Below are 21,350 nucleotides of genomic sequence, written 5' to 3' on the forward strand. Positions count from 1 at the left end.
TGTCTGCCGAAAGCGGCACCTTGAACACGCGATTATCCTCGACCTTGCTCGCCGTGGCGCTTGCCGCCGCCTTTGCCCCCGGCGCCATGGCAGCCACGCCGCTGCCCGCCGACGTGGTCCAGACTGCGCAAATGCAGCAGACGGAGGAAGACATCGCGGCCTTCGTGCGCAGCGAAATGCAGGAACGCCAGATTCCGGGTTTGCAACTGGCGGTGATCCAGCATGGAAAAATCATCCTGGCGCGCAATTTTGGCCTGGCCAGCGTGCAGTACGACGTGCCGGTAACGGATGCGAGCCTGTTTTCCATCAATTCGGCCACCAAGGCATTTACGGGCGTGGCCGTGATGCAGCTGGTGCAGCATGGCAAGGTCGACCTGGCCGCGCCGGTCTCCCGCTATCTGCCAGGCTTGCCCGCGACCTGGCAAGCGGTGACGGTGACTCAGCTGCTTAACCATACGTCCGGTTTGCCCGATGTGCTGGACCAGGCCACGGGCCAGCTGGTCGGCCCGCAGCCCGACAACCACGCTGCCGCCTGGACAGCCGTGCAGGCGCTGCCGGTGGAAGCGGCGCCGGGCCAGCGCTACCGCTATAACCAGACGAATTATGTGTTGCTGGCGCAATTGATCGAGAAGCAGGGCGGCGTGCCCTACACGGCCTTCGTCCAGCGCGGCCAGTTCGACGTGGCCGGCATGCCGCGCAGCGGTTTCGGCGATGCAAAGGACGTGGTCGTGAACAAGGCCAGTTCGTATGTGCTGGGCAGCGGCGGCCAGGGCTACCGCAACGTGCTCGAGGATTTTCCACCGTTCATGCGGGCCGGGGCCGGCATCAACAGCAATGTGGGCGAGCTGGCCAACTGGCTTATCGCGCTGCAGGCCGGTCACCTGCTGTCGTCCGCCAGCCTGCAGCGCCTGTGGCAGCCGACCACCGTGAATGACGGCAAGCCGGCGCCGTGGGCGCTGGGCTGGCCCACCATCCGCCGCGATGGCCACCGCACCGTGGCCGGCATCGGCGGCGGGCGTTCCGCCTTTTATGTGTATCCCGACGATGGCCTGGCCATCATTATCCTGAGTAACCTGGCCGGCGGCCAGCCCGAGCAGCTGATCGATACCGTGGCCGGTTTCTATCTACCTGCCTTGCGCCAACAGGGCGGCGCTGCGCGCGCCACGCAATTGCTGCGCCAGAATACGGCCCAGGCCGGCTTCGATGGACTGGGCGGACAGCTGGCGGCCATCCGCCGCCAGCATGCGCTGCCCGACCCGGCCGAAAACGACTTGAATGCCTGGGGCTACCGCCTGCTGGCGCGCCAGCAGCCGAAACAGGCCATCGCCGTGCTGCAGCTGGCCGTGCAGTTGTTTCCCGCCAGCGCGAATGGCCACGACAGCCTGGCCGAAGCCTATGAGGCGGACGGCGCCACGGGGCTGGCCATCACGCATTACCGCCGGTCGCTGGAACTGGACCCGGGCAACGGGCATGCCGTAGCGCGCTTGAAAGGCCTGGAATGATGTCGAGTCTGGTCAAAGCATACCAGCGGCAGGGTAGGCATGGTCGAGATAACGATGCAGTCTGATACAACATTTTCCGGCGACACCGCCTGTCGCCTGCTATTTCCGCACGCCATGGCGCCGGTTCAGGCGGCCAGGTGCGCGCGGTTTGCCTGGCCGTGTTCGGCGCCATGCATGGCCAGGTAGCCGGCCAGGTTATCGTCGGCGATGCCCAGCGCGCGCAGGACTTCGGCCGTGAAGCTGACGGGCGCCGTGCCGGGTGCCGTGATGATACGCTGGTCGGCCACGGCCCACGGCACGTCCTGATACAGGGCTGCGCCCGCATAGCCTGTTTCCAGCAGATTCGCGGCCGAGTTGGAGGTGTGGCGCACGTTGTCGAGTACGCCTGCCTGCGCCAGCACGCGGGTGCCGTCGCAAATGCCGGCCAGCACGATGTTTTTGGCCTGCGCGGCGCGCAGCAGGGCAGTCAGGTCAGGCGCCTTGCCGCTTTGCCAGCTGCTGCCGCCGCAGACCATCAGCAAGTCGAGTTCATCGAGCGAAATATCTTCCAGCGCCAGTTGCGGCGTGACCAGCATGCCGCCGGACGAGGTCACGGGCTGGCCGCCCGGCGTGGCGAACCGGGTATAAAAGCCGTAGTACAAACGCGCCGTCGAGTTGAGCAGGGCGGTTTCCCAGTCGGCGAAGTTATCGGTAAGGATGGTGATGGCGCTTGTCATTGTGTGTCCTGTCTCAGCTTGTCATGGTGATGGTAGGGGCAGCCTTGCCCGCGTGTGGCGCCAGCATACGCGTGGGCACTGACAGTTTCTGTCAGGAGCGCCTGCCGTCAGCGGGAGCTTGCCGGCAATGGGCACGCGGGGGCACCGGCACGGCTTGCTTGCGCGATGCAGAAGGCATGCTCCTCTGGATGGGCGTGCGCCTGCCCGGCGCTGCCTTGCCGCCGCAAAATGATGGTACAACTTGCAATGGACTACGCTACAATCGCTGACCCGTGCAGACGGACCAGGCCACGCTGTTTCCCTTCCACACTGACTATTCTTGCCTCCATGCGTATTCTGTTCTGCCGTGTCCTGCTGAGCGTTGCCGGCCTGCTGGTGTTCTTCCTTTCCGATCAGATCAGCGCCAATGAATGCCTCAAGCTGGGTGCCTTGCTGGCGGCGTTCCTGCTGGGCATAGGCGGCGTGCTGCATGCCTGGCGCGTGCGTGCCAGCGCCATCACCGTGCTGGTGCGTTGCGTGGTGCCGCTGTTTTACCTCGATGCGGCCGTCAAAGGCTTCTTGCGCAGCTATTTTGGCATGCGTCCGAATCCGAATGCGGTTTTACAGGCCATGTTTGCGACAGATCAAACCGAGACGGCCGAGTTTTTCCTGCATAACCGCGTCGATCTGGTGCAGGCGGCCGCCTGGTTCGTGCTGGTGACGGTGGCCGTGCTGCTGGCCGACCGCCATCTGCAGCGCCGCCTGGCCGTGCGCTTGAGCGCCAGCGCCGCCGTGCCGGGACGGGTGCAGAAGGGCATTGCCGTGAGCCTGGCCGTGTTCCTCGTGGCGCTGCACGTGAATACCACCATGCGCCGCGAAAATCCGGCCCTGTTCTGGCCGCTGCGCTACCAGCAGTACGCCCAGCAACTTGACGCCATGCAAACGATGCAGCAGGCGCTGACGGCGGCCATGGCCGCGCCGCGCGACTGGGATGTGCGCTATGCGGGCGAAGACGCGCGCACCGTCATCCTGGTCATCGGCGAGAGCACGAACCGCGCCTCGATGTCGCTGTATGGCTATCCGCGCGCGACCACGCCGCAGCTCGATGCCATGCGCTCCAGGCTGCTGGTCTTCAATGACGTGATTTCGCCCGCAGCGAGCACGGTGGAATCGATGATGACGATGCTGACGCCAGCCGACCTGGACAATCCGGATGCGTGGATGGCCAAGCCGAACCTGCTGATGCTGGCCGAGGCGGCCGGCTACAAGACCTTCTGGGTTTCGAACCAGACGCGCAACGATGGCTGGATCGGCATGCTGGCGGGCGAGGCGGATGAAAGCGACTTCATCAATTACGGCACGGGGCGCGGCGAAAACAATTTTGATGCCAACCTGTTCCAGCCGTTTGCACAGGCGCTGACTGATGCGGCGCCGAAAAAGCTGATCGTCGTGCATCTGCTGGGCGCCCATCCCAGCTATGACATGCGCTACCCCAGCCGTTTTTCCTACTTCGACAACAAGCACGATGGCGTCAGCGCGCAGATGGCCAGCCAGGGCCGCTCAGCGTGGATACGCAGGCAGCGCGACGAGTACGACAACGCCATCCGCTATGGCGACTACGTGCTGGGCAGCCTGATCGACATGGCGGAAAAGGCCAAGTCAGACCGTCCCGCCTCGCTGCTGTTTGTTTCCGACCATGGTCAGGAAGTGGGCTACAGCCGCAATCACGCGGGACATTCGGCGTCCGACAAGAGCGGCTATGAAATCCCCATGCTGCTCTGGAACAACCAGCCCATGCCGCCATCGCCGGCCGCGCGCGCCGCGCTGGAAAGCCGGCCGTACCAGACGGACAAGCTCGACGCCACCGTGCTGGGCCTGCTGAAGATCGAGACGCGCTATTACGCTGCGCACGACGATATCCTCAGCAGCACTTTCATTCCCGTGCAGCGCTACATGAATGGCGTGCGCTACCAGCCGGGCACGCTGCCACCGCTGGCCGCCGGCACGCACGGTGTCGCGCGCTGACGGCACGCCGCATCTGGCGCCACAATGCAAAAGGCCCGGCGCCGCCGCAACGCGCGGCGGGCCGGGCCCATGGAGGTGCCGCTGAACGGCTGCCGATTACTTCTCGGCGAACGCGCGCTCGACAACAAAGTCGCCTGGCGTGGAGGTATTGCCTTCCTTGAAGCCGCGCGCTTCCAGCATTTCTTTCAGGTCGCGCAGCATCTCCGAGCTGCCGCAGATCATCACGCGGTCTTCCGCCGGGTTCAGCGCTGGCACGCCCAGGTCCTCGGCCAGCTTGCCGTTCTCGATCAGTTCCGTGATGCGGCCCATGTTGCGGAAATCTTCGCGCGTCACGGTCGGGTAGTAGCGCAGCTTGTCGCTGACCATCTCGCCGAGGAATTCGTGCTTCGGCAAGTGCTCTTCCAGCAAGTCGTGGTAGGCCAGCTCATCGACCTGGCGCACGCCGTGCACGAGGATCAGCTGGTCGAAACGCTCGTAGATGTCCGGATCGCGCACGATGCTGAGGAAAGGCGCCAGGCCCGTGCCCGTCGACAGCATGTACAGGCGCTTGCCTGGCAGCAGGTAGTCGGACACCAGGGTGCCCGTCGGCTTGCGGCCGACGATGACGGTGTCGCCCACTTGCAAGTGCTGCAAACGCGACGTCAATGGGCCGCCCGGCACCTTGATGCTGAAAAATTCCAGATGGTCTTCGTAATTGGCGCTGGCGATACTGTAGGCACGCAGCAAAGGCTTGCCATCGACGCGCAGGCCGATCATGGTGAAGTGGCCATTCGAGAAACGCAGCGACGGGTCGCGCGTGGTGGTAAAGGAGAACAGGGTATCCGTCCAGTGGTGCACGCTTAATACGCGCTCTTCATTCATCGAACTCATAGTGTTTGTAGTCTGGTCAAAAAAATGGTTAGTTGCTGGCAACTGCTGGCAAAAGTGAAACCCTGCGTAGGTCCAGACGCTATTGTACCGGCCCCTACACGAAATTGTTACCGTCTATCGCCGCCAATGCTGCCGCACGCGGTGCCGACATTATAGTGCGAATGGCAAGATCGGGCTGAAATTGGCCATGAAACACGCGGGCAGCACGCGCTCTCTTGACCTGGCTCACTTTCAGGCGGCACTGCGGGCGCGCAGTTCAGCGGCCAGCAACGCTTGTATCCCGTGCAAGAGCGCGCTTAGCGTCTGCAGGCTGTGTGCCTCCGTGCCGAAGCATTGCGCCAGGCTGGCGTCCAGTGCCTGCAGTCTGGCGAGGGCGGCGTCGATGCTGTCCTGCAAGGCATGGTGAAAAGGCGCCGGCGTACCGCGCAGCACTGCCAGGAATTGCGCCGTGTCCGGACCTTCCTGCGCGCCGGCGGCCGCCTTCAGTGCTTGCTTGTGCCTTGCCTGTTCCCAGTCGGCCCAGCTGAAGTCGCCCGTGCGCCCGCCCTGCGTTAGCGACAGCAGCCGTATGCTCGGCAGCAACTTTTCATTCATCCAGCGGAAGATATTGGCCCGCTGTTCCACGTCGCCGTCCGGCAAGACTGGGTGCAGCGTGTCCCAGTAGTGCGTGCACAGTTGCCGCATCAGTTCCAGGCCAGGCGCGAGGGCGTCGAAGCCCGTGCGCTCCAGTTGCGCTTGCAGCAGCCAGGCCGCCAACTGCAAATCCTTGCTGTTATGCGCAAGCGCCTGCGCTGCCAAACTGGCGACGCGTGGCCAGTCCGCGCGCTTGAGATCACTTTCCCAGCCGCCCATCGGCAAGCTGGCGTCGTCGTGCTGGCGCGCCTGCGCGATCGCAGCGTACACGGGCGTGTGGCGCAGCGAGTGACCGGCTGGCGCGCTGGCATCGATGGGCGCGATGAGCTGCTGGAAGGAAAGGCCGCATTGCGCCTGGAAATAGGCGTCGGCACGCGCTGCTTGCGCTGGAGTCATGGTGGTGTGCTGAAGTGTTAAAAACCATAGTTTGCCACTACTGCAAGCCCAAGCGCTAAGTTTTTGTGCCGCAGCGCTGGCAGATGCAGGCCTGGCCACGCAGTGCAACGGGCACGCGGGCGCGCGCCGCCGCATCGATCGGCTGCGCCTGGCACCAGCAGGGCGTGTTGAAACTGCCAGCTTGCGCAGGCGCGCAGCCGTTCAGGCCGCCGCACTGGGGGCAGTGGTGCGCGGCAACGGGCAGGGTATTGGTGCTTGCAGACATCGCTTATTGTACGCAGGATGGCGTTGCCGTGACAGCGGGCCGGAAGCGCTGGCGGATAGCGGCATTCGCCGGTCCGGTGACATGGCGGGCCACCAGCGCCGCCGCCAGGGCCGTCGCGGCGAGGAAAAGCGCCAGCCAAGGCAGGCGTTCAGCGTAAGCGAGTCCCGCTTTGTCCACCACGTTGCGCATGCCGGCCAGCACGATGATATGGAACAGGTACAGCTCGTAGCTGTGGCGGCCCAGCCATTGCAGCGGACCTGGCCGCCGCTGGCGGGCCGGCGCGGCAACCATGCTGCCGGTGAGGAATGCGGCGCTGGCCACGGCGATCCACGTAAAGCCGAAGATTTCATGGCCGTCGATGCCGCGCACGTACAGTAGCGCCAGGGCTAGGCTTGACAGCAGGCGCAGCCACCAGGCGCTGCGCGCGCCAAGGCGCACGTTTTGCGCCAGCAGCGCTGTCAAGCAGCCGATGGCGATGGCGTCGAAACAGGCGAGATAGCCATACATGAAGTAAATCTCGTTCCCCGCGTGCAGGCTGCGGTAGATGGGGCCGGCAACGATGGCGGCGCCGCACAGCAGCATGATCCAGTGGCGCTGGCGCAAGACGCGGCAGCACAAGGGCAGCAGCAGATAAAACATTTCCTCGACGGATAGCGACCAGTACACGTTCAGGCAGTAATTGAAATAGCCGGCGCTCTGCATCAGCAGGTTATGCCAGAAGGTCAGCACGGAAGCGATGGCGATGATGAAATAGCTGGCGGGCAAATCCTTGCCGCCGTCCGAATTGGCAAAGAAGGGTACGTCGAGCGCGCCTAGCAGCACGATGATGGACAGGGCCAGCAGCAGCGCGGGCAGCAGGCGGGCGATGCGGTAGAGATAAAACGCCGCCAGGTCGATGCGCGCCAGCTCGCCCCAGCGGTGCAGCGAGGTCGAGGTGATCAAATAGCCGGAAATGACGAAAAACATGGTGACGCCGTAATTGCCCTGGTAGGCAGCTTGTATTAGCCAGCCCGGCAGAATGCCGAGCGGGCTGTTTTTCAAGCCGTAAGCCAGTGCAAAGTGCAGTACCAGCACGCACAGGATGGCGGCGCCGCGCAGGGCGTCGATGTGGCGGTTCCTCGTATTCAATCTAGATCCTGATGCTTGGTGACTAACGGGGCAATTGTGCGACACTTGTCGCGTACGCGTCAACAATTTTGCAGATAGTTGGCACAGGGCGGCGCAACGGAGCGGGGGCGGGCAAGTCTTGCGTGTATGATATTGCCGAACAGAATTGTTGGGCATCTGTCATCTTTGAACGCGCGTGTTGAGCGCGCACCAGCCCAGGATTCTGCGCGCACCATGCCGCTTGCCACGATGCCCGGCCCACAGTGAAAGGTAACAACGATGTATAAAACAGTGCGCGACATGTTCCTGCATTTCAAGGAAGCCGTTCCCTTCCGGCTCGTGCCGGCCATCATTTGCACGGTCATGCTGGTCGGCATGCTGCTCTTGCCGGCACCGGAAGGCTTGACGCCAAAGGCCTGGGGCCTGGTGGCGATTTTCCTCACCACCATCCTGGCGATTATTTTAAAGGTCATGCCGATCGGCGTGATGGCCATGATGGCCATCGTCATCGTCTCGCTGTCGCAGGTGACGTCGACCTCGTCCAAGGGCGCCATCACGGATGCGCTCAGCAGCTTTGCCAACCCGCTGATCTGGCTGATCGTCGTGGCGATCCTGATTTCGCGCGGCCTCAAGAAGACGGGACTGGGCAGCCGCATCGGCCTGCTGTTCATTTCGCTGCTGGGCAAGCGCACCATGGGCATCGGCTATGGCCTGGCCATTTGCGAACTGGTGCTGGCGCCCTTTACGCCAAGTAACACGGCGCGCGGCGGTGGCATTGTCCACCCGATCATGAAATCCATCGCCAACGCCTTCGATTCGGATCCGGCCAAGGGCACGGAAAAGAAGGTCGGCACCTACCTGGCCCTCGTCAACTACCACGCCAACCCCATCACCTCGGCCATGTTCCTGACGGCCACGGCGCCAAACCCGCTGGTCGTCGATTTCGTCGCCAAGGCCAGCGGCCAGAGTTTTCACCTGAGCTGGACGACCTGGGCACTGTGCATGCTGCTGCCTGGCCTCGTGTGTTTGCTGGTGATGCCCCTGATCATCTACTGGCTGTCGCCGCCGGAACTGAAGGCCACGCCGGACGCCGTCACCTACGCGAAGGCCGAATTGAACAGCATGGGGCCGCTGTCGCCTGCGGAAAAAGTCATGCTGGGCACGTTTGGCTTGCTGCTGGTACTGTGGGCCAACGTGCCCGCCATGCTGTTCGGTCCCGCATTCTCGCTCGATGCGACGGTGGTGGCCTTTGTCGGCCTGTTTATCCTGATCATCACGGGCACCATCAGCTGGGACGACGTGCTGTCGGAAAAGAGCGCCTGGGATACCCTGGTGTGGTTCGGCGCCCTGGTGATGATGGCCGAGCAGCTGAACAAGACGGGCGTGATCGCCTGGTTTTCGGCCGGCATGAAGGGGGCGATCATCGCCAGCGGCATGGACTGGCTGCCGATCGCCGGCGTCCTGGTGCTGGTGTTCGTCTTTTCGCATTACTTCTTCGCCAGCACCACGGCCCACATCAGCGCCATGCTGCTGGCCTTCCTGACCGTGGGCCTGCACCTGATCCCCGGCCAGTACCACGTGCCGTTCATGCTGATGATGACGGCCGGCTCGGCCATCATGATGACCCTGACGCATTACGCCACGGGCACGTCGCCCATCATCTTCGGCAGCGGTTTCGTGACGATGGGCAACTGGTGGCGGGTCGGCTTCATCATGTGCGTGGTGGAACTGCTGATCTTTGCCGTCGTCGGCACCACCTGGTGGAAGCTGCTCGGCTACTGGTAGAGCGGGCGCGTGCGCAGCCGGCTGGCCGGTTTCGGCTCAGCCGTGCATGCGCGGCAGCCACATGCCGACGATGGCAACCGCAATGCCCACGCTCATCGCCACGGTCATCAGCGACAGCACTGCCGCCATGGTCCAGCGCGCTGCCGCGCCTGCAGCGCCGTCGCGGCAGCGCAGATATCCCTCCAGCACGGCGAGCGGCAGCAGATACTGGGCAAAGGCCAGCAAGCTCAGGGCCGGTCCCGTGAACGTGTCGGGATCGAAACCCGCCGGGCCGCCATTCAAGGCCAGCCAGAACATCAGTCCCACGCGAAAGAACCACACGCCGCTGACGGCCAGGAACAGGCGCAGCGCCCAGCGCCGGTGCGCCGCGATGTCGCCCTGCAGCACCTTCCGCAAGGCCATGCCCGCGAACACCAGCACCAGCACGGCATTCAGGCTGGTCCCCACATGTTGCGTCACATCACCCACGGCGCCGCGCCACCACAGCATGATCAGGCCGGACAGGGCAGCCAGCACGGCGCCGGCCAGGTAAACTCGCCCGTTCCAGCGGTGCAGGCGGGGCAGGTGGCGGCGCACCTGCGGCAGCAGCTGCAGCGCGCCGCCCAGCATGAGGCTGGCCGCCAGCAGCAAGTGGATGCCGGTGGCGACGTTGCCAGCGCCATCGCCGGCCACATGGCCATGCGACATAACGGCGTTCCAGCCCGGCAAATCGCCGCGCGCGGCCGCGCCGCCATACAGGGCGACGATGTAGGCGGCAAAGAACAGCTGGCCGGTGACGGTGGCGAGGAACCAGAAGCGGGCGGCCGCGGCCAGCGCCGTGGCGGCCCATGGCGTCGGCGCGGCGCGGCGTCGGGCCGTTGGGGCGGGTGAGGCCGGCGTAGCTGGTGTGGCTGAAGTTGCTGAAGTTGCGGATGGCATGGCTTTCTCCTGACGGTGTTGATCAGCCGTCAAGATAGCCAGCGGCGGCCGGCCAGTGGCGGCATGGCGCGCGCGCGTGCGACGAACAGCGGTTTTCAGGGCTTGAACGGCGGACGTATCACGGGTATCGTGGCGCCATGCCATCCACGCCCGCCACCGTCCGCCGCTTGCCCGCCATCCTGCCCACCGCGCGGCAGGCACTGATCGTGACGGCGTTTACCTTGCTGCTGTCGTGGCTGCTGCATCTGTTCAGCGGCACGGCGTACCCGGCGGTGTTCGGCCGCATCGGCTTCCTGGGCGCGGCCTTGCTGCTGGCCTATTCGGCGGCCGGCGCCTTGCGGCCGCGCTGGCTGTCCCTGTCCACGGCGCGGGTGGCCGCCGTGGTGCTGACGGCTCCGCTGGCCTCCCTGGTGCTCCTGCTGGCGACGCGCCCCGGCCAGTACGCCACGCCGATGGCGAAAACGGCCGACATCATCGGCCACGTCATCATGGTCGTGCTGGCCATTATCTTTGGCCTGCTGTTTTCCCTGCTGGCCATGCGCAGCGAACGGCGCGAGCGCGAGCGGGCCGACCGCCTGCAGACCGAGCTGGCCCAGAACACCCTGGAGCGCCAGCTGCTCGATGCCCGCCTGCGCCTGCTGCAGGCGCAGATCGAGCCGCATTTCCTCTTCAATACGCTGGCCAATGTCGAGGCGCTGGTGGCGTCCGGCTCACCCAATGCGGGCCCGGTGCTGCGCCAGCTGATCGCCTATCTGCGCGCCGCCATGCCGCGCTTGAGCGATGAAGCCGCCACCCTGGCGCAGGAGTTGCAGCTGGTGCGCGCCTACCTGGAACTGATGCACATGCGCATGCCCGACCGCCTGCAGTTCGACGTGGCAGCCATTGCGCATTCGGCCAGCGTGCGCTTTCCACCGATGGCGCTGCTGACCCTGGTGGAAAACGCCGTGCGCCACGGCATCGACCCGGGCGTCGATGGCGGACGTATCGAGGTCGGTGGCAAGCTGGACGCCGCCAGCGGCAGCATGTGCGTGTGGGTCGCCGATACTGGCGTGGGCATGGCGGAGACGGCGCAGCCGGGCACGGGCCTGCAAAACGTGCGCAGCCGGCTGCTGGCCGTGTATGGCGCCGGCGCCCGCCTCGAACTGCACGCGCTGGCGCCGCATGGCGTGCGCGCCGAACTGCATTTCACATTTACAGGAGACACCGCTTGAAACCAGCTTCCGCCCTGATCGCCGACGACGAACCGCTGCTGCGCGAGCGCCTGCGCAGCCACCTGGCCGCCCTGTGGCCGGCGCTCACGGTCATCGGCGACGCGCGCAATGGCGCCGAAGCGCTGGAACTGTTTGAACTGCATCAACCGGATATCGTCTTTCTCGACATCCGCATGCCGGGCATCAATGGCATCGCCACGGCGCGCGCGCTGGCCCGCCGCGCGCAGCTGGTGTTTGTCACCGCATATGACCAGTACGCGCTGCAGGCGTTCGAGCAGGGCGCCATCGATTACCTGGTGAAGCCCGTCGACCCCGCGCGCCTGGCAGACACGGTGCAGCGCCTGCAGCGCCAGCTGGCCGCTCCGCTGCGGCCAGGCCAGGGGCTGGAGGACGGGCTGGACCACGTGCTGGAGCAGCTGGCCAGCAGGCTGGGCCAGCGCGCGGCGCCGCCCGCATGGCTGCAGTGGATCAAGGCTTCCGTCGGCAGCAGCGTGCGCCTGATACCCGTCGAGCAGGTGCGCTACCTGCGGGCCGAAGAAAAATACACCCTGGTGGCCTGGGACGAGGGCGAGGCGCTGATACGCAAGAGCATCAAGGAACTGGGCGAAGAGCTGGACCCGGCCCGTTTCGTGCAGACCCACCGTTCCGTCATCGTCAACCTCGCGTATGTCAGCGTGGTGACGCGCGGCATCAACGAAACGGCGGAGCTGCACTTGCGCGGCAGCGCCGACACCTTGCCCGTCAGCCGCAGCTATCTGCACCATTTCCGGCAGATGTAAGGGCCTTTAGCGCAGGCGCACCACCACCTTGCCGCGTGCGCGGCCTCGCGCCAGATAGGCGAGGGCGCCTTTCGCCTCGGCAAACGGGAAGACCCTGTCGATGACGGGATGGATGCTGCCCGCGTCGAGCAGGGCGGCGAGCTGCGCCAGCTGGCCACCGTCGGGCCGCACGAAGTGGAAGGCATAGCGGGCGCCGCGCCGTTTCGCCAGGCCGATGATCTTGCGGCTAAGTAAGCCAAATACCAGTTTCAGCACCACGTTCATGCCGCGCGCGCGGGCGAAGGCGGCGTCGGGCGGGCCGATCAGCGAGACGACGTTGCTGCCGGGCTGGACGATGTTCAAGGCTTTTTCCAGTCCATCGCCGCGCACGGTGCCCAGCACCGCGTCGTAGCCGTGCAGCACCTCTTCAAATTGCTGCCGCTTGTAGTCAATCACCTCGTCCGCGCCCAGGCCGCGCACCAGCTCCACGTTGGCCGTGCTGGTGGTGGTCGCCACGTGGGCGCCCAGGTGTTTCGCCAGCTGGATGGCAAAGGTGCCAATGCCGCCGGATCCGGCCGGGATGAAAATCTTCTGGCCCCGCTTGAGCTGCATGCGTTCGTGCAGGGCTTGCCAGGCAGTCAGGCCGACCATGGGAACCGATGCGGCCTGCACGAAATCGAGCGTGGCCGGTTTCAGGGCGGCCGCATGCTCGGGTACGGCGGCAAAGTCGGCCAGGCTGCCGTGTGGCGTGTCAAAAATGCTCGCATACACGGCGTCGCCCACCTTGAAGCGCGTGACGGCGCTGCCGACTTCCACCACCACGCCGGCCAGGTCGCTGCCCAAGGTGGCGGGCAGGCGCATTTTCAAGATGGGCTTGAAGTCGCCCTTGGGTATCAGGTTGTCGATGGGATTGAGGCCCACGGCGTGCACCTGCACCAGCAGCTCATCGGCTTGCAGGGCGGGGCGGGGCACCTCGGCGAAGGCCACATGGTCGAGGCCGGCGTATTTTTTCAGTTGCAGAGCGTGCATGCTGTTCTCTTGGTCAGGTTGAATGGGATGCCCGCGTTCACGCCAGGCGCAGATCCTTGCGCAAGCCCGCGTCCATCAGCGCGGCGGGCAGGAAGCGGCGCATCAGGCGCAGGCGCGAAGCCAGTGAACCGGCCGTATAGCGCAGCCTGGGCTGGCCCGCCTGCGCCGCCTGCAGGACGGTATCGGCCACCGCGCCCGGCCCTTCGGCGCCCGCCAGGATGGCTTGCAGGCGGCGCGTGATGGCGCTGCGCACCGGCTCGTAGGCGGGCAGCGGGTTGTCCGGCTGCAGCAAATTGGCCTCGAAGGCCGTCTTGGTATAGGCCGGTTCGATGACGCTGGCGCGGATGCCCCAGCCGCGCACTTCATGGTCGAGCGATTCCGTATAGCCTTCGATGGCGTGCTTGGTGGCCGCATACAGGGCGCCGTAAGGCATGGGCAGGAAGCCCAGCACAGAACCCATGTTGAGGATGCGCCCGCTACCCTGCGCCCGCATGTGCGGCAGCACGGCCAGAGTCATGCGCACGACGCCAAAGAAATTCGTCTCGAAGATGGCGCGTGCTTGTGCGATGGAACTTTCTTCGGCGGCGGCCGGGGCCACGCCGAAGCCGGCGTTATTCACCAGCAGGTCGATGCGGCCCTCGCGCCGGATGACGGTGGCGACGGCTGCCGCCACGGATTCCTCGCTGGTCACGTCGAGCGCCAGCATGGCGTATTCCTGGCCAGGGACCTGCGCGCCGCCGCGGCTGGTGCCGTACACGGTATAGCCGGCCTGCGCCAGGCGCTGCGCGGTGGCCGCGCCGATGCCGGACGAGGCGCCGGTGACCAAAGCAATCTTGTTTTTCATGGTGGTTCCCTGAGCCTGACGGCAAGTTGTCATATGACGGTCGTCATATTGTTCTGCAAAAAAAAGCCCACGGCGCGATGGCGCCACGGGCCGGTGGGTTACTTGTCTGCCTGCGGGCATTGCGCCAGCGTGGCCGCGCACAGGGCCTCGGACAGGGCCGGCTCGTCGACGGCACGCGCCAGGATGGTGGTGCCGATCATGGCACAGACCATGGCCATGGCCTGCGCGTGCGCTTCCGGCTGGCCCCAGTTGGGCAGCTGGCGCGCGAACAGGTCGATCATTTCCTTGATGTGGATGGTGGCGGCGCGCCGCACTTCGGGCGCCTGGCGCGGCATTTCCGAACCCAGCGCCGAGACGGGGCAGCCCACGTCGATGGCGGCGATATGCGCGGGCGACAGATACGCCGCCAGCATCGCCTGCAGCGCCTGGCCCGGCGGGGCGGCAGCCGCCACTTTGGCCGCCAGCGCCACGGATTCGGCGCCCGCGCGGTCGCCGGCCTCGGCCAGCAGCGCGTCGCGCGACGCGAAGTGCGCATAGAAGCCGCCGTGCGTCAGCCCCGCTTCCTTCATGATGTCGGCCACGCCCGTGCCCGCATAGCCGCTGCGGCGGATGGCGCGCGTGGCCACCTCGACGATACGCTCGTGCGTGGCTTCCTTGCGGCTCTGCGCCGCAACTTTGCTGGATGTTCTGCTGGATGAATTGTGCATGACGGTCATCATATCTTAGTTTTGAAAACACTGCACGGCTTGCGCCAGGCCGCTGCCAAATTGACCAGCTGCACGGCGCCGGTGAATAATGGACGGTCACGGCAATGAGGCACATGCTCCCATGGATACACAGACGGTTCCCGGCACCGAAGGCTATGCAGACCATGCAGGGCAGCTCATTGCCCGCTACGGCGGCGTGCCATTCCTCGATAAATACCGGCCCGTCCTGCAGCTCTTGCCGGCGCTGCCGTGCGCCGTGCTCGATATCGGCGCCGGAACAGGCGCCGATGCGGCGTGGCTGGCCAGCGCCGGCCATACGGTGACGGCGGTGGAACCGGTCGCCGCATTCCGGGAAGCGGGCATGCGGGCGCATGCGCGACATGCCATCGCCTGGGTGGACGACAGCCTGCCGGCGCTGCCTGGCATTGCTGCGCGCGGTGCGCGGTATGAGCTGATACTCGTCACGGCTGTGTGGATGCATCTTGCTGCCCAGGAACGTGTCGAGGCGATGCAGAACGTCAGCAGGCTGCTCGATCCCGGCGCGCTGCTGGTCGTGTCGCTGCGCCATGGCCCGGCCCCGGCAGGGCGGCGCATGTTCGCGGTAACGGCGCGGGAAACCATCGACCTTGCGCTGCGCAATGGACTGCAACTGTTATTGAGCACGCAGGCGCCATCGGTCCAGGCGCGCAATCGTGACGCCGGGGTGTGCTGGTCCTGGCTGGCCTTTCAAAAATGAGGCAGCCCGGGCCTGGCCCGGCGGCTCAGGCCATCACGATGTTTTGCATGCTGAACGCGAACGGCGGCGCGTTCTCGCCCGGGCCACCTCCCGTCATGACGATGTCGGCGCTGGCGATGCCCTGCAACGACAGTTCCGTGCTGACCTCCGAAAGGACGCTCGGGTGCAGCACTTCGCCTTGCGTGACCTGCGAGGCGGCGCCGATCCAGATGCTGGGCTTGAACGCGAATGCCGCCTCCTGGTTCGGCCCCAGCTGGGTTCTCAGGGCCAGCAGGCGGCCATCCTTGTAGACGCCGGCGTCAATGGCGCCTTTCTGAAGAAAGTTGAACACCTGGATTTCACGGTTGCTGCTGGCCTGGCCTGAAGGTAACAGGGTAATGCCCGAGGGCATCAGGGCGGCGTGGTACGAGGCGCCGTGCATCGCCTCGATCTGCGGCGTGTAGCCGCCCTGGTCGTCGCTGACGGCGACGGTCATCGACAAAGGGAACGTAAACGGATGGTTGTCGCCCACGCCGCAGTAGTCGATCACGCGCCAGGCGATGGGAATTTCACCGGTGTTGCGAGCGACATTCTTCTGGAAGATGACGATCCGCGCATTGTTTGTGTCGTTGGAGCGGTTGATGAAGTTCAAGTGAACGGCCATGGCGGGATCTCCGTGGTGGTGGCGGGCGGTAACAAAAAAGTGGGCAGGCGGCGCCATCGGAACGGCGCCGCATTGCGCTGCAGCGATTCTACCGAAAGTGACCGCGTATACAACTTTTACGTGAACGCCGCCTCTACGCCGGCAACTGTCCCGCATTGCGCCGCCGAATGGACGGGCATGACAGGATCACCGGGTTTTGGCAATCACGCTGCTCATGTATTGATGCAAATCGCGGAAGTCATTCACCTTCCAGGCGTATGGCGCTATCTTGACGCCATTCTCTTTCAAGGTCCTGGGTATCAGGTCGCCATTCGGGCGCAGGATGACGGATGAGACGATAACGCCCGGATAATCCTTCAAGCGTTTCTTGAAGGCGGCTGTCGTCAGGTCAGGTGTCGGGGGACTGCTTTTATTGGCCAGGGGGCCTGTACCGCGGATATCCGCGCCGTGGCATACGGCGCACCTTTGTACGTAGAGGTTTTTCCCGTTGAGGTTTTCCGCGATGCAGAGTGGCGTTTGAATGAGCGATACAATGGCCAGTGTGGCGATGAATAAGGGTTTCATTTGGTGGCAGGTACACTTGTAGTATAAAACAGCACTGTAGCGAGGGCATATGCCGCCCGCAGGCGCGCTGTCAATTCACCGCGCGCGGGCGTGGTCCGGCGGATCATGCATTGCCAGTATGTCCGCGTGCGCGGCGGGCCTGCTGGCTGGCCGGCATTGTCCCACAAGCCATCAAAATACGCTGTTCGTTTTCGTGTGGTAGCCAGCAGCTGATGGTACGCCGTGGCAACGGCGCATCCTGGCGCGCGGGCAGAAAAATGGAGTGTCCATGGCAACCCAGACAGCAATCGAGCACCTGTTTTCCTACGGCACCTTGCAACAGGCCGGCGTGCAGCTGGCCACCTTCGGGCGGCTGCTCGATGGCCGGCCCGATGCCTTGCCCGGCTACCGCCTGTCGCAGCTGGCCATCGGTGACGCGCAAGTCGTGGCGACCAGCGGCAAGACGCATCATCCTTTGGTTTCGCGCAGCGGCGACCCTGGCGACAGCGTGGCCGGCGCCGTGCTGGCCGTGACGCCAGCCGAGCTGCAACAGGCGGACGGTTATGAAGTGGCCGCCTACCGGCGCGCGCGCGTCACCCTGGCGTCGGGCACGCAGGCCTGGGCCTACGTGGATTCCCGTGATGCGGTGCCGGGAAGCTAGCGTCCGGCACTGCAAGCGTCACCGTGCAGGCAGCGGCGCAATCAGGCAGGCTTGCGCTTGCCCGCCGCGATGCGGTTCCAGCCATAGCCGGCGACGATGATGGCCAGGATGGCGCCCTGCGCCAGCAAGGTTTCCAGTGTCGGCAGGATACCCAGCAGATCGACGCGGATGAAGTCGACGGGACTCACGCCTATCCAGCCCGCTTCCTGCAGCGCTGCCACGCCTTTGCCCATCAGGATCACGGCCAGCACGGCCACGAAGGCGGACGTCCACGAGAAGAACTTTCCGATCGGCATGCGGGCACTGCTGCGCAGCAAGGCCCAGGCGATGATCACCAGCAGCAGGATCGCCACCACGAAGCCGCCCAGCAGTGCGCCGCCATTGCCATCGGCGGCCAGCGCCGAGTAGAACAGCACGGTTTCAAACACTTCGCGGTAGACGGCGATGAAGGCCAGGGCAAACAGGCCCCAGGCGGAGCGGCGCGTCATGGCCGCCGTGAGTTTCTCGTGCAGGTATTCCTGCCAGCGCCCGGCGCTGCTCTTCTGGTGCATCCACAGGCCCACGCTCAGCAATACCAGCGCCGCGAAGACGGAGCCGAGGCCTTCGCTCACTTCGCGGCTGGCGCCGCTGATCGTCACCAGATAGGTTGCCGCCACCCACGTCAGGCCGCCCGCCACCAGCGCGCTGGCCCAGCCCGCATGCACATACGGCAGCACGTCCTTGCGCTTGGCCTTGCGCAAAAAGGCGATGATGCCGATGACAATCAGCAGCGCTTCCACGCCTTCGCGCAGCAGGATCGTCAGGGCGCCGATAAAGGTTGTCATCGGCTCGGCCTTGGCCTCGCCCAGTTCCGCTTCCACGTGGGTAAACAACTGCTGCAGCTTTTCGCCCGCCGCGTCGGCCTCGGCAACGGTCCCCTTGGCAACGGCGGAGCGGTAGGACAGCATGGCGTTTTCCACGGCCAGCAGCAAGGACTTGTTGCGCGCGCCGACCATCGGCTCGATCGGCTCGAAGCCGTCCAGGTAGGCCGACAGACCCAGGCGCGTGGCCGCCGCGCGGTCGCCCGCATGCATGGCGGCCAGGCTTTCGGCCAGGCGCAAACGCGACAATGCCAGGCCGGCAGGCTTGTGCGCCTCGGCCTTGCCAGGATGGCTGCGCAGGTAGGCCGTCAATGCACGGGCATCGTCCGCGCCCAGCTTGGCGGCCGCCGCTTCCTGCGTCAGGGTCGTGACGGCAGCCAGGTCCGGGTACAGCCCCTTGGCCCGCGCATCGTCCTGCCACAGTTTTTCGCCGCGCGCGCGCGCCGCATCGTCATGCGACATGCCGCCGATAAAGAAGGCCAGGTCCCAGCGCTCGTTCTCGGACAGCTGGCCGAAACTGGCCATCGAGGTACCCGCCACGCCTTGCGAAATGACCTGGTACAGCGCCATCAGGCTGCGGGACTGCGCCCGGTCGCCATCCGTGAAGGCGATGGGCTTTGGTTCCAGGCTGGCCGCCAGCGGGCCATCGCCGCCACCGGCCACGCCGTGGCATGAAGCGCACTGGGCCGCATACAGTGCCGCCCCGCGCGCCAGGTTCGGCAGCACTTTCGGCGCCACGTGAATCGGATACGCGGCGATCAGCAAGCCGTTCGCGTGGTGCGCCAGGCGCTTGACTTCCTCGGCATCGGCCTTGGCGACCACGGCGGTGCGCAGCTCGGCGATGGCCTTGGCCACGGCATCTTTGGAGGCATGGGCGGGCAGGGCGGTGATCTGCGTGCCAGCGTTTTCCGTAAAGTCGAGCATTTCCGCATACTCGGCCTCGCTCACCACTTTGCCGTGCTCGACCGCGCCGCCGTAGTCGACGGCGACGTAATCAATCAGCTGCCACAGCTGCTTGGCGCCATCAGCCTGTCCGGTTTCCTGCGCTTGCGCGCCGCCAGCCAGCAGCAGGGCGGCCGCCAGCACGGGGTAGCAGACGAGCCATTTCTTCATATTGATGAACATGATTCTCATTCTCATTAATTTTTTGACCCGGGGACTATAGGACAGCTATTGCTGGGTGTCAACGGTGTGGGGTGTGGCGCCCCGTTGCGGGATGCCATGACGAGGCAGTTATCCGTGTTTCATTGATCTGGATGAACGCAGTGGCGCGCGCGGCGGCCCGATGCTGGAGGCCTGTGCCAATCGTATTAAAAAGAAACAACAGAACGTTGCGAATGCATGACGATTGTGCAAGAGGAAGGGCGCTTGCGTGCCCGGTGCGGCATGGATGCCACGTTGGCGCATCGATAGGGCATCCCGCAACCATGGGGCGGCGGCGAACGCCGTGGTTTCGATGCCTGTGTTTATTGGAGATATTTTTGATTAAAAATTAAGGCATCATGCGCAGGCATTGTCCTTTATCCGATGGCATTTCCAGAAAGGCTACAATTATGTCTGCGCACCCATCTTCCAATACCGGCGGCACGCGAACCGGCATGATGTCCGGCATTTACGGCGGCGGCCCGATCTACAGCCAGGGCACAACAACGATCCCCCAGCTCAAGGCATCCGGCTTTCGGGAAGTGATCGTCTGGAATATCGCCATCAATAAGGAAGGCGACCTCAACTTCAATTATGAATTTCCGCTTGCCGCCAAAGGCGAATATGTCGGCGCCGCCAAATACCCGCTTTTCGCCAGCCAGATGGCAGCGCTCAAAGCGACGCCATCGAGCGTGACACGCCTGACTTTTTCAGTTGGCTCCAGCAACACTGGCGTCTTCCAGGCGATCAGGGCGCTGGTCGAGGTGGACGGCACGGGACCGCACAGCATCCTGTACCGGAACTTCCATGCGCTGAAAACCGCCATCCCCGGGATAGACGCCATCGATTTCGATGACGAAAACTGCTACGACCATCCATCGATGGTCAGTTTTGCCGTCATGCTCGGTAAGCTTGGATACGAGGTGAGCCTGTGTCCGTACACGAACAACCAGTTCTGGATTGACGTCGCGACCAGCGCCAATCAACAACGGCCAGGCACGGTCACGGCCGTCCACCTGCAGTGCTATTCGGGCGGTGCGGGGCAGTCGCCGTGTTCCAACTGGAACTTTGGCGCAGTCCCCGTGTATCCCGGACTCGCCAGCGACAGCAGCCCGGCCGACGTCTACGGCGCCATGGCCGGGTGGGTACAATCCTGCGCCATTCAGGGCGGATTCTTCTGGCTGTTCGACGATATCTACAAGAAGGCCGATCTGACGCAGGAGTACGCTGCCGCGATCAACCGGGCCGGCAAGTAGCGTACAGGTGGACTGTCCAGTGCCAGCAAGAAGCACCAGAGAAGGTGCTTCTTGCTGGCATGATGGCAGGTGAAAACCATGGCAACAGGTAGCAGCAAACTAGTTTCATGATCAAAAGTACCTTGCACTCCCCATCATCTATTTTACATAATATAAATTATGCGAAGTTATGGATGATTTCGTCAAATCCTCGCTTTGGCCAACAATCGGATCGCAAATGCGATTTGCGCCATTTTTCAGCGTCGGTGTCTGGCTTGTGCCGGCGCAGACGAACTGTATCCTCCCGGTGACGATGATGCAGGCTGTTTATGGCGCTCAGGTGGCTTGGCGTTTCTTGCGGTTATAAGAAATGGCCCACTGCCGCTGCGCGCGCTCGATGGCCGTGCGGACCTGCTGCGTTGCCATCTTTCTGGAATTACAGCATTCCGGCAGCTCCATGCCATGCTCATGGCCAGCGGCCGTGCCGCACCGCTCCAGTACGCAGGCATTGAACAGGAATGGCCTCAGTTCCTGACGCGTAAGGTCGCCATCGTCTGGCGATCAGCATATCCGGCTCGTATTCGTCTTTTGCGCGTTCAGTTCGGTAAATACCGGTGGGTTCAGGCTGAGCATCTGGCTGGCGGCGATGATGGACGCCGGATTATTGTCGGCACCGCCACCCGCAGGATCAGGTTAAAAACCTGGATGGCTCGCTGGAAACTGTTGGCACCCTGTGCCGCCGCAAGGGATCGGTCACGGCCGCTGCCGGCGACTCCGCCAAGAA

Annotated in this window: 21 protein-coding genes; 8 read left to right on the forward strand and 13 right to left on the reverse strand. The window is 64.5% G+C overall.

Going from position 1 to position 21,350, the window contains the following annotated elements; translation table 11 throughout:
- The first annotated feature begins 20 nt into the window (after window positions 1–20).
- Window positions 21–1,502: a serine hydrolase domain-containing protein gene (locus tag ACQ4WR_RS01625; RefSeq protein WP_436484858.1), complete on the forward strand. Its 1,482-nt coding sequence runs from the start codon at window positions 21–23 to the stop codon at window positions 1,500–1,502.
- A gap of 125 nt (window positions 1,503–1,627) precedes the next feature.
- Here the strand turns inward: ACQ4WR_RS01625 and ACQ4WR_RS01630 are convergent, their stop codons facing one another.
- Window positions 1,628–2,218: a type 1 glutamine amidotransferase family protein gene (locus ACQ4WR_RS01630; protein WP_436484860.1), complete on the reverse strand. Its 591-nt coding sequence runs from the start codon at window positions 2,216–2,218 to the stop codon at window positions 1,628–1,630.
- A gap of 327 nt (window positions 2,219–2,545) precedes the next feature.
- On the opposite strand from ACQ4WR_RS01630, the gene ACQ4WR_RS01635 reads away from it, so the two are divergent.
- Complete coding sequence (locus ACQ4WR_RS01635; RefSeq protein WP_436484861.1) at window positions 2,546–4,222, forward strand: phosphoethanolamine transferase; 1,677 nt, start codon at window positions 2,546–2,548, stop codon at window positions 4,220–4,222.
- Between the two features lie 96 nt (window positions 4,223–4,318).
- On the opposite strand, the gene ACQ4WR_RS01640 is transcribed toward ACQ4WR_RS01635, so the two are convergent.
- From ACQ4WR_RS01640 to ACQ4WR_RS01655, 4 genes are all read right to left on the reverse strand, one after another.
- Window positions 4,319–5,092: a ferredoxin--NADP reductase gene (locus ACQ4WR_RS01640; RefSeq protein WP_058051074.1), complete on the reverse strand. Its 774-nt coding sequence runs from the start codon at window positions 5,090–5,092 to the stop codon at window positions 4,319–4,321.
- A 231-nt stretch (window positions 5,093–5,323) separates the two neighbouring features.
- Window positions 5,324–6,121, reverse strand: coding sequence for a type VI secretion system protein TssA (tssA, locus tag ACQ4WR_RS01645; RefSeq protein WP_436484863.1), 798 nt, complete (start codon window positions 6,119–6,121; stop codon window positions 5,324–5,326).
- 55 nt (window positions 6,122–6,176) lie between these two features.
- A complete protein-coding gene (locus tag ACQ4WR_RS01650; RefSeq protein ID WP_436484864.1) occupies window positions 6,177–6,386 on the reverse strand; it encodes a cysteine-rich CWC family protein in 210 nt (69 codons plus the stop codon).
- Window positions 6,387–6,389: 3 nt separating this feature from the next.
- Window positions 6,390–7,514, reverse strand: coding sequence for an acyltransferase family protein (locus ACQ4WR_RS01655; protein WP_436484866.1), 1,125 nt, complete (start codon window positions 7,512–7,514; stop codon window positions 6,390–6,392).
- Window positions 7,515–7,772: 258 nt separating this feature from the next.
- Between ACQ4WR_RS01655 and ACQ4WR_RS01660 the strand changes: the two genes are divergently transcribed.
- Entirely contained in the window at window positions 7,773–9,278 is a 1,506-nt protein-coding gene (locus tag ACQ4WR_RS01660) for an anion permease (RefSeq protein WP_102298407.1), read from the forward strand.
- A 36-nt stretch (window positions 9,279–9,314) separates the two neighbouring features.
- Here the strand turns inward: ACQ4WR_RS01660 and ACQ4WR_RS01665 are convergent, their stop codons facing one another.
- On the reverse strand, window positions 9,315–10,196 hold the full coding sequence (locus tag ACQ4WR_RS01665; RefSeq protein WP_436484867.1) for a DUF2306 domain-containing protein: 882 nt from the start codon (window positions 10,194–10,196) through the stop codon (window positions 9,315–9,317).
- 137 nt (window positions 10,197–10,333) lie between these two features.
- Between ACQ4WR_RS01665 and ACQ4WR_RS01670 the strand changes: the two genes are divergently transcribed.
- A complete protein-coding gene (locus ACQ4WR_RS01670; protein ID WP_436484868.1) occupies window positions 10,334–11,407 on the forward strand; it encodes a sensor histidine kinase in 1,074 nt (357 codons plus the stop codon).
- A complete protein-coding gene (locus ACQ4WR_RS01675) occupies window positions 11,404–12,186 on the forward strand; it encodes a LytR/AlgR family response regulator transcription factor (RefSeq protein ID WP_436484870.1) in 783 nt (260 codons plus the stop codon). Before ACQ4WR_RS01670 ends, ACQ4WR_RS01675 begins: the two co-directional genes overlap by 4 nt.
- Before the next feature lie 6 nt (window positions 12,187–12,192).
- On the opposite strand, the gene ACQ4WR_RS01680 is transcribed toward ACQ4WR_RS01675, so the two are convergent.
- From ACQ4WR_RS01680 to ACQ4WR_RS01690, 3 genes are all read right to left on the reverse strand, one after another.
- Window positions 12,193–13,194, reverse strand: coding sequence for an NADP-dependent oxidoreductase (locus ACQ4WR_RS01680; protein ID WP_436484872.1), 1,002 nt, complete (start codon window positions 13,192–13,194; stop codon window positions 12,193–12,195).
- Window positions 13,195–13,231: 37 nt separating this feature from the next.
- Window positions 13,232–14,038, reverse strand: a complete 807-nt coding sequence (locus ACQ4WR_RS01685) for an oxidoreductase (RefSeq protein ID WP_436484873.1) — start codon at window positions 14,036–14,038, stop codon at window positions 13,232–13,234.
- Window positions 14,039–14,136: 98 nt separating this feature from the next.
- Window positions 14,137–14,757 (reverse strand): TetR/AcrR family transcriptional regulator, encoded by a 621-nt coding sequence (locus ACQ4WR_RS01690; protein ID WP_436484874.1) that lies wholly within the window; start codon window positions 14,755–14,757, stop codon window positions 14,137–14,139.
- 109 nt (window positions 14,758–14,866) lie between these two features.
- Here ACQ4WR_RS01690 and ACQ4WR_RS01695 point away from each other — a divergent pair, with 109 nt between their 5' ends.
- Window positions 14,867–15,481, forward strand: a complete 615-nt coding sequence (locus ACQ4WR_RS01695; RefSeq protein WP_436484876.1) for a class I SAM-dependent methyltransferase — start codon at window positions 14,867–14,869, stop codon at window positions 15,479–15,481.
- Window positions 15,482–15,506: 25 nt separating this feature from the next.
- On the opposite strand, the gene ACQ4WR_RS01700 is transcribed toward ACQ4WR_RS01695, so the two are convergent.
- Together ACQ4WR_RS01700 and ACQ4WR_RS01705 are read right to left on the reverse strand one after the other, a co-directional pair.
- A complete protein-coding gene (locus tag ACQ4WR_RS01700) occupies window positions 15,507–16,124 on the reverse strand; it encodes a RhiA family protein (RefSeq protein ID WP_436484878.1) in 618 nt (205 codons plus the stop codon).
- A gap of 186 nt (window positions 16,125–16,310) precedes the next feature.
- Window positions 16,311–16,688 (reverse strand): c-type cytochrome, encoded by a 378-nt coding sequence (locus ACQ4WR_RS01705; RefSeq protein ID WP_102297878.1) that lies wholly within the window; start codon window positions 16,686–16,688, stop codon window positions 16,311–16,313.
- 268 nt (window positions 16,689–16,956) lie between these two features.
- Between ACQ4WR_RS01705 and ACQ4WR_RS01710 the strand changes: the two genes are divergently transcribed.
- Window positions 16,957–17,328 (forward strand): gamma-glutamylcyclotransferase family protein, encoded by a 372-nt coding sequence (locus tag ACQ4WR_RS01710; RefSeq protein ID WP_436484880.1) that lies wholly within the window; start codon window positions 16,957–16,959, stop codon window positions 17,326–17,328.
- A 41-nt stretch (window positions 17,329–17,369) separates the two neighbouring features.
- Here the strand turns inward: ACQ4WR_RS01710 and ACQ4WR_RS01715 are convergent, their stop codons facing one another.
- On the reverse strand, window positions 17,370–19,313 hold the full coding sequence (locus ACQ4WR_RS01715; protein ID WP_436484882.1) for an FTR1 family protein: 1,944 nt from the start codon (window positions 19,311–19,313) through the stop codon (window positions 17,370–17,372).
- Window positions 19,314–19,741: 428 nt separating this feature from the next.
- Here ACQ4WR_RS01715 and ACQ4WR_RS01720 point away from each other — a divergent pair, with 428 nt between their 5' ends.
- Window positions 19,742–20,587, forward strand: coding sequence for a hypothetical protein (locus ACQ4WR_RS01720; RefSeq protein WP_436484884.1), 846 nt, complete (start codon window positions 19,742–19,744; stop codon window positions 20,585–20,587).
- A 315-nt stretch (window positions 20,588–20,902) separates the two neighbouring features.
- Here ACQ4WR_RS01720 and ACQ4WR_RS01725 read toward each other — a convergent pair whose 3' ends face one another.
- Entirely contained in the window at window positions 20,903–21,025 is a 123-nt protein-coding gene (locus tag ACQ4WR_RS01725; protein WP_436484885.1) for a hypothetical protein, read from the reverse strand.
- Window positions 21,026–21,350: the final 325 nt, after the last annotated feature.

It is taken from the genome of Janthinobacterium amylolyticum (assembly GCF_051380655.1).
Lineage (GTDB): Bacteria > Pseudomonadota > Gammaproteobacteria > Burkholderiales > Burkholderiaceae_D > Janthinobacterium.

Excerpts from the sequence above, each read along its gene's own strand:
- ACQ4WR_RS01630 (WP_436484860.1), bottom strand. The coding sequence starts at position 2,218 with ATGACAAGCGCCATCACCATCCTTACCGATAACTTCGCCGACTGGGAA.
- ACQ4WR_RS01635 (WP_436484861.1), top strand. The coding sequence starts at position 2,546 with ATGCGTATTCTGTTCTGCCGTGTCCTGCTGAGCGTTGCCGGCCTGCTG.
- ACQ4WR_RS01640 (WP_058051074.1), bottom strand. The coding sequence starts at position 5,092 with ATGAGTTCGATGAATGAAGAGCGCGTATTAAGCGTGCACCACTGGACG.
- tssA (WP_436484863.1), bottom strand. The coding sequence starts at position 6,121 with ATGACTCCAGCGCAAGCAGCGCGTGCCGACGCCTATTTCCAGGCGCAA.
- ACQ4WR_RS01650 (WP_436484864.1), bottom strand. The coding sequence starts at position 6,386 with ATGTCTGCAAGCACCAATACCCTGCCCGTTGCCGCGCACCACTGCCCC.
- ACQ4WR_RS01660 (WP_102298407.1), top strand. The coding sequence starts at position 7,773 with ATGTATAAAACAGTGCGCGACATGTTCCTGCATTTCAAGGAAGCCGTT.
- ACQ4WR_RS01665 (WP_436484867.1), bottom strand. The coding sequence starts at position 10,196 with ATGCCATCCGCAACTTCAGCAACTTCAGCCACACCAGCTACGCCGGCC.
- ACQ4WR_RS01670 (WP_436484868.1), top strand. The coding sequence starts at position 10,334 with ATGCCATCCACGCCCGCCACCGTCCGCCGCTTGCCCGCCATCCTGCCC.
- ACQ4WR_RS01680 (WP_436484872.1), bottom strand. The coding sequence starts at position 13,194 with ATGCACGCTCTGCAACTGAAAAAATACGCCGGCCTCGACCATGTGGCC.
- ACQ4WR_RS01685 (WP_436484873.1), bottom strand. The coding sequence starts at position 14,038 with ATGAAAAACAAGATTGCTTTGGTCACCGGCGCCTCGTCCGGCATCGGC.
- ACQ4WR_RS01690 (WP_436484874.1), bottom strand. The coding sequence starts at position 14,757 with ATGATGACCGTCATGCACAATTCATCCAGCAGAACATCCAGCAAAGTT.
- ACQ4WR_RS01695 (WP_436484876.1), top strand. The coding sequence starts at position 14,867 with ATGGATACACAGACGGTTCCCGGCACCGAAGGCTATGCAGACCATGCA.
- ACQ4WR_RS01700 (WP_436484878.1), bottom strand. The coding sequence starts at position 16,124 with ATGGCCGTTCACTTGAACTTCATCAACCGCTCCAACGACACAAACAAT.
- ACQ4WR_RS01705 (WP_102297878.1), bottom strand. The coding sequence starts at position 16,688 with ATGAAACCCTTATTCATCGCCACACTGGCCATTGTATCGCTCATTCAA.
- ACQ4WR_RS01710 (WP_436484880.1), top strand. The coding sequence starts at position 16,957 with ATGGCAACCCAGACAGCAATCGAGCACCTGTTTTCCTACGGCACCTTG.
- ACQ4WR_RS01715 (WP_436484882.1), bottom strand. The coding sequence starts at position 19,313 with ATGTTCATCAATATGAAGAAATGGCTCGTCTGCTACCCCGTGCTGGCG.
- ACQ4WR_RS01720 (WP_436484884.1), top strand. The coding sequence starts at position 19,742 with ATGTCTGCGCACCCATCTTCCAATACCGGCGGCACGCGAACCGGCATG.
- ACQ4WR_RS01725 (WP_436484885.1), bottom strand. The coding sequence starts at position 21,025 with ATGGAGCTGCCGGAATGCTGTAATTCCAGAAAGATGGCAACGCAGCAG.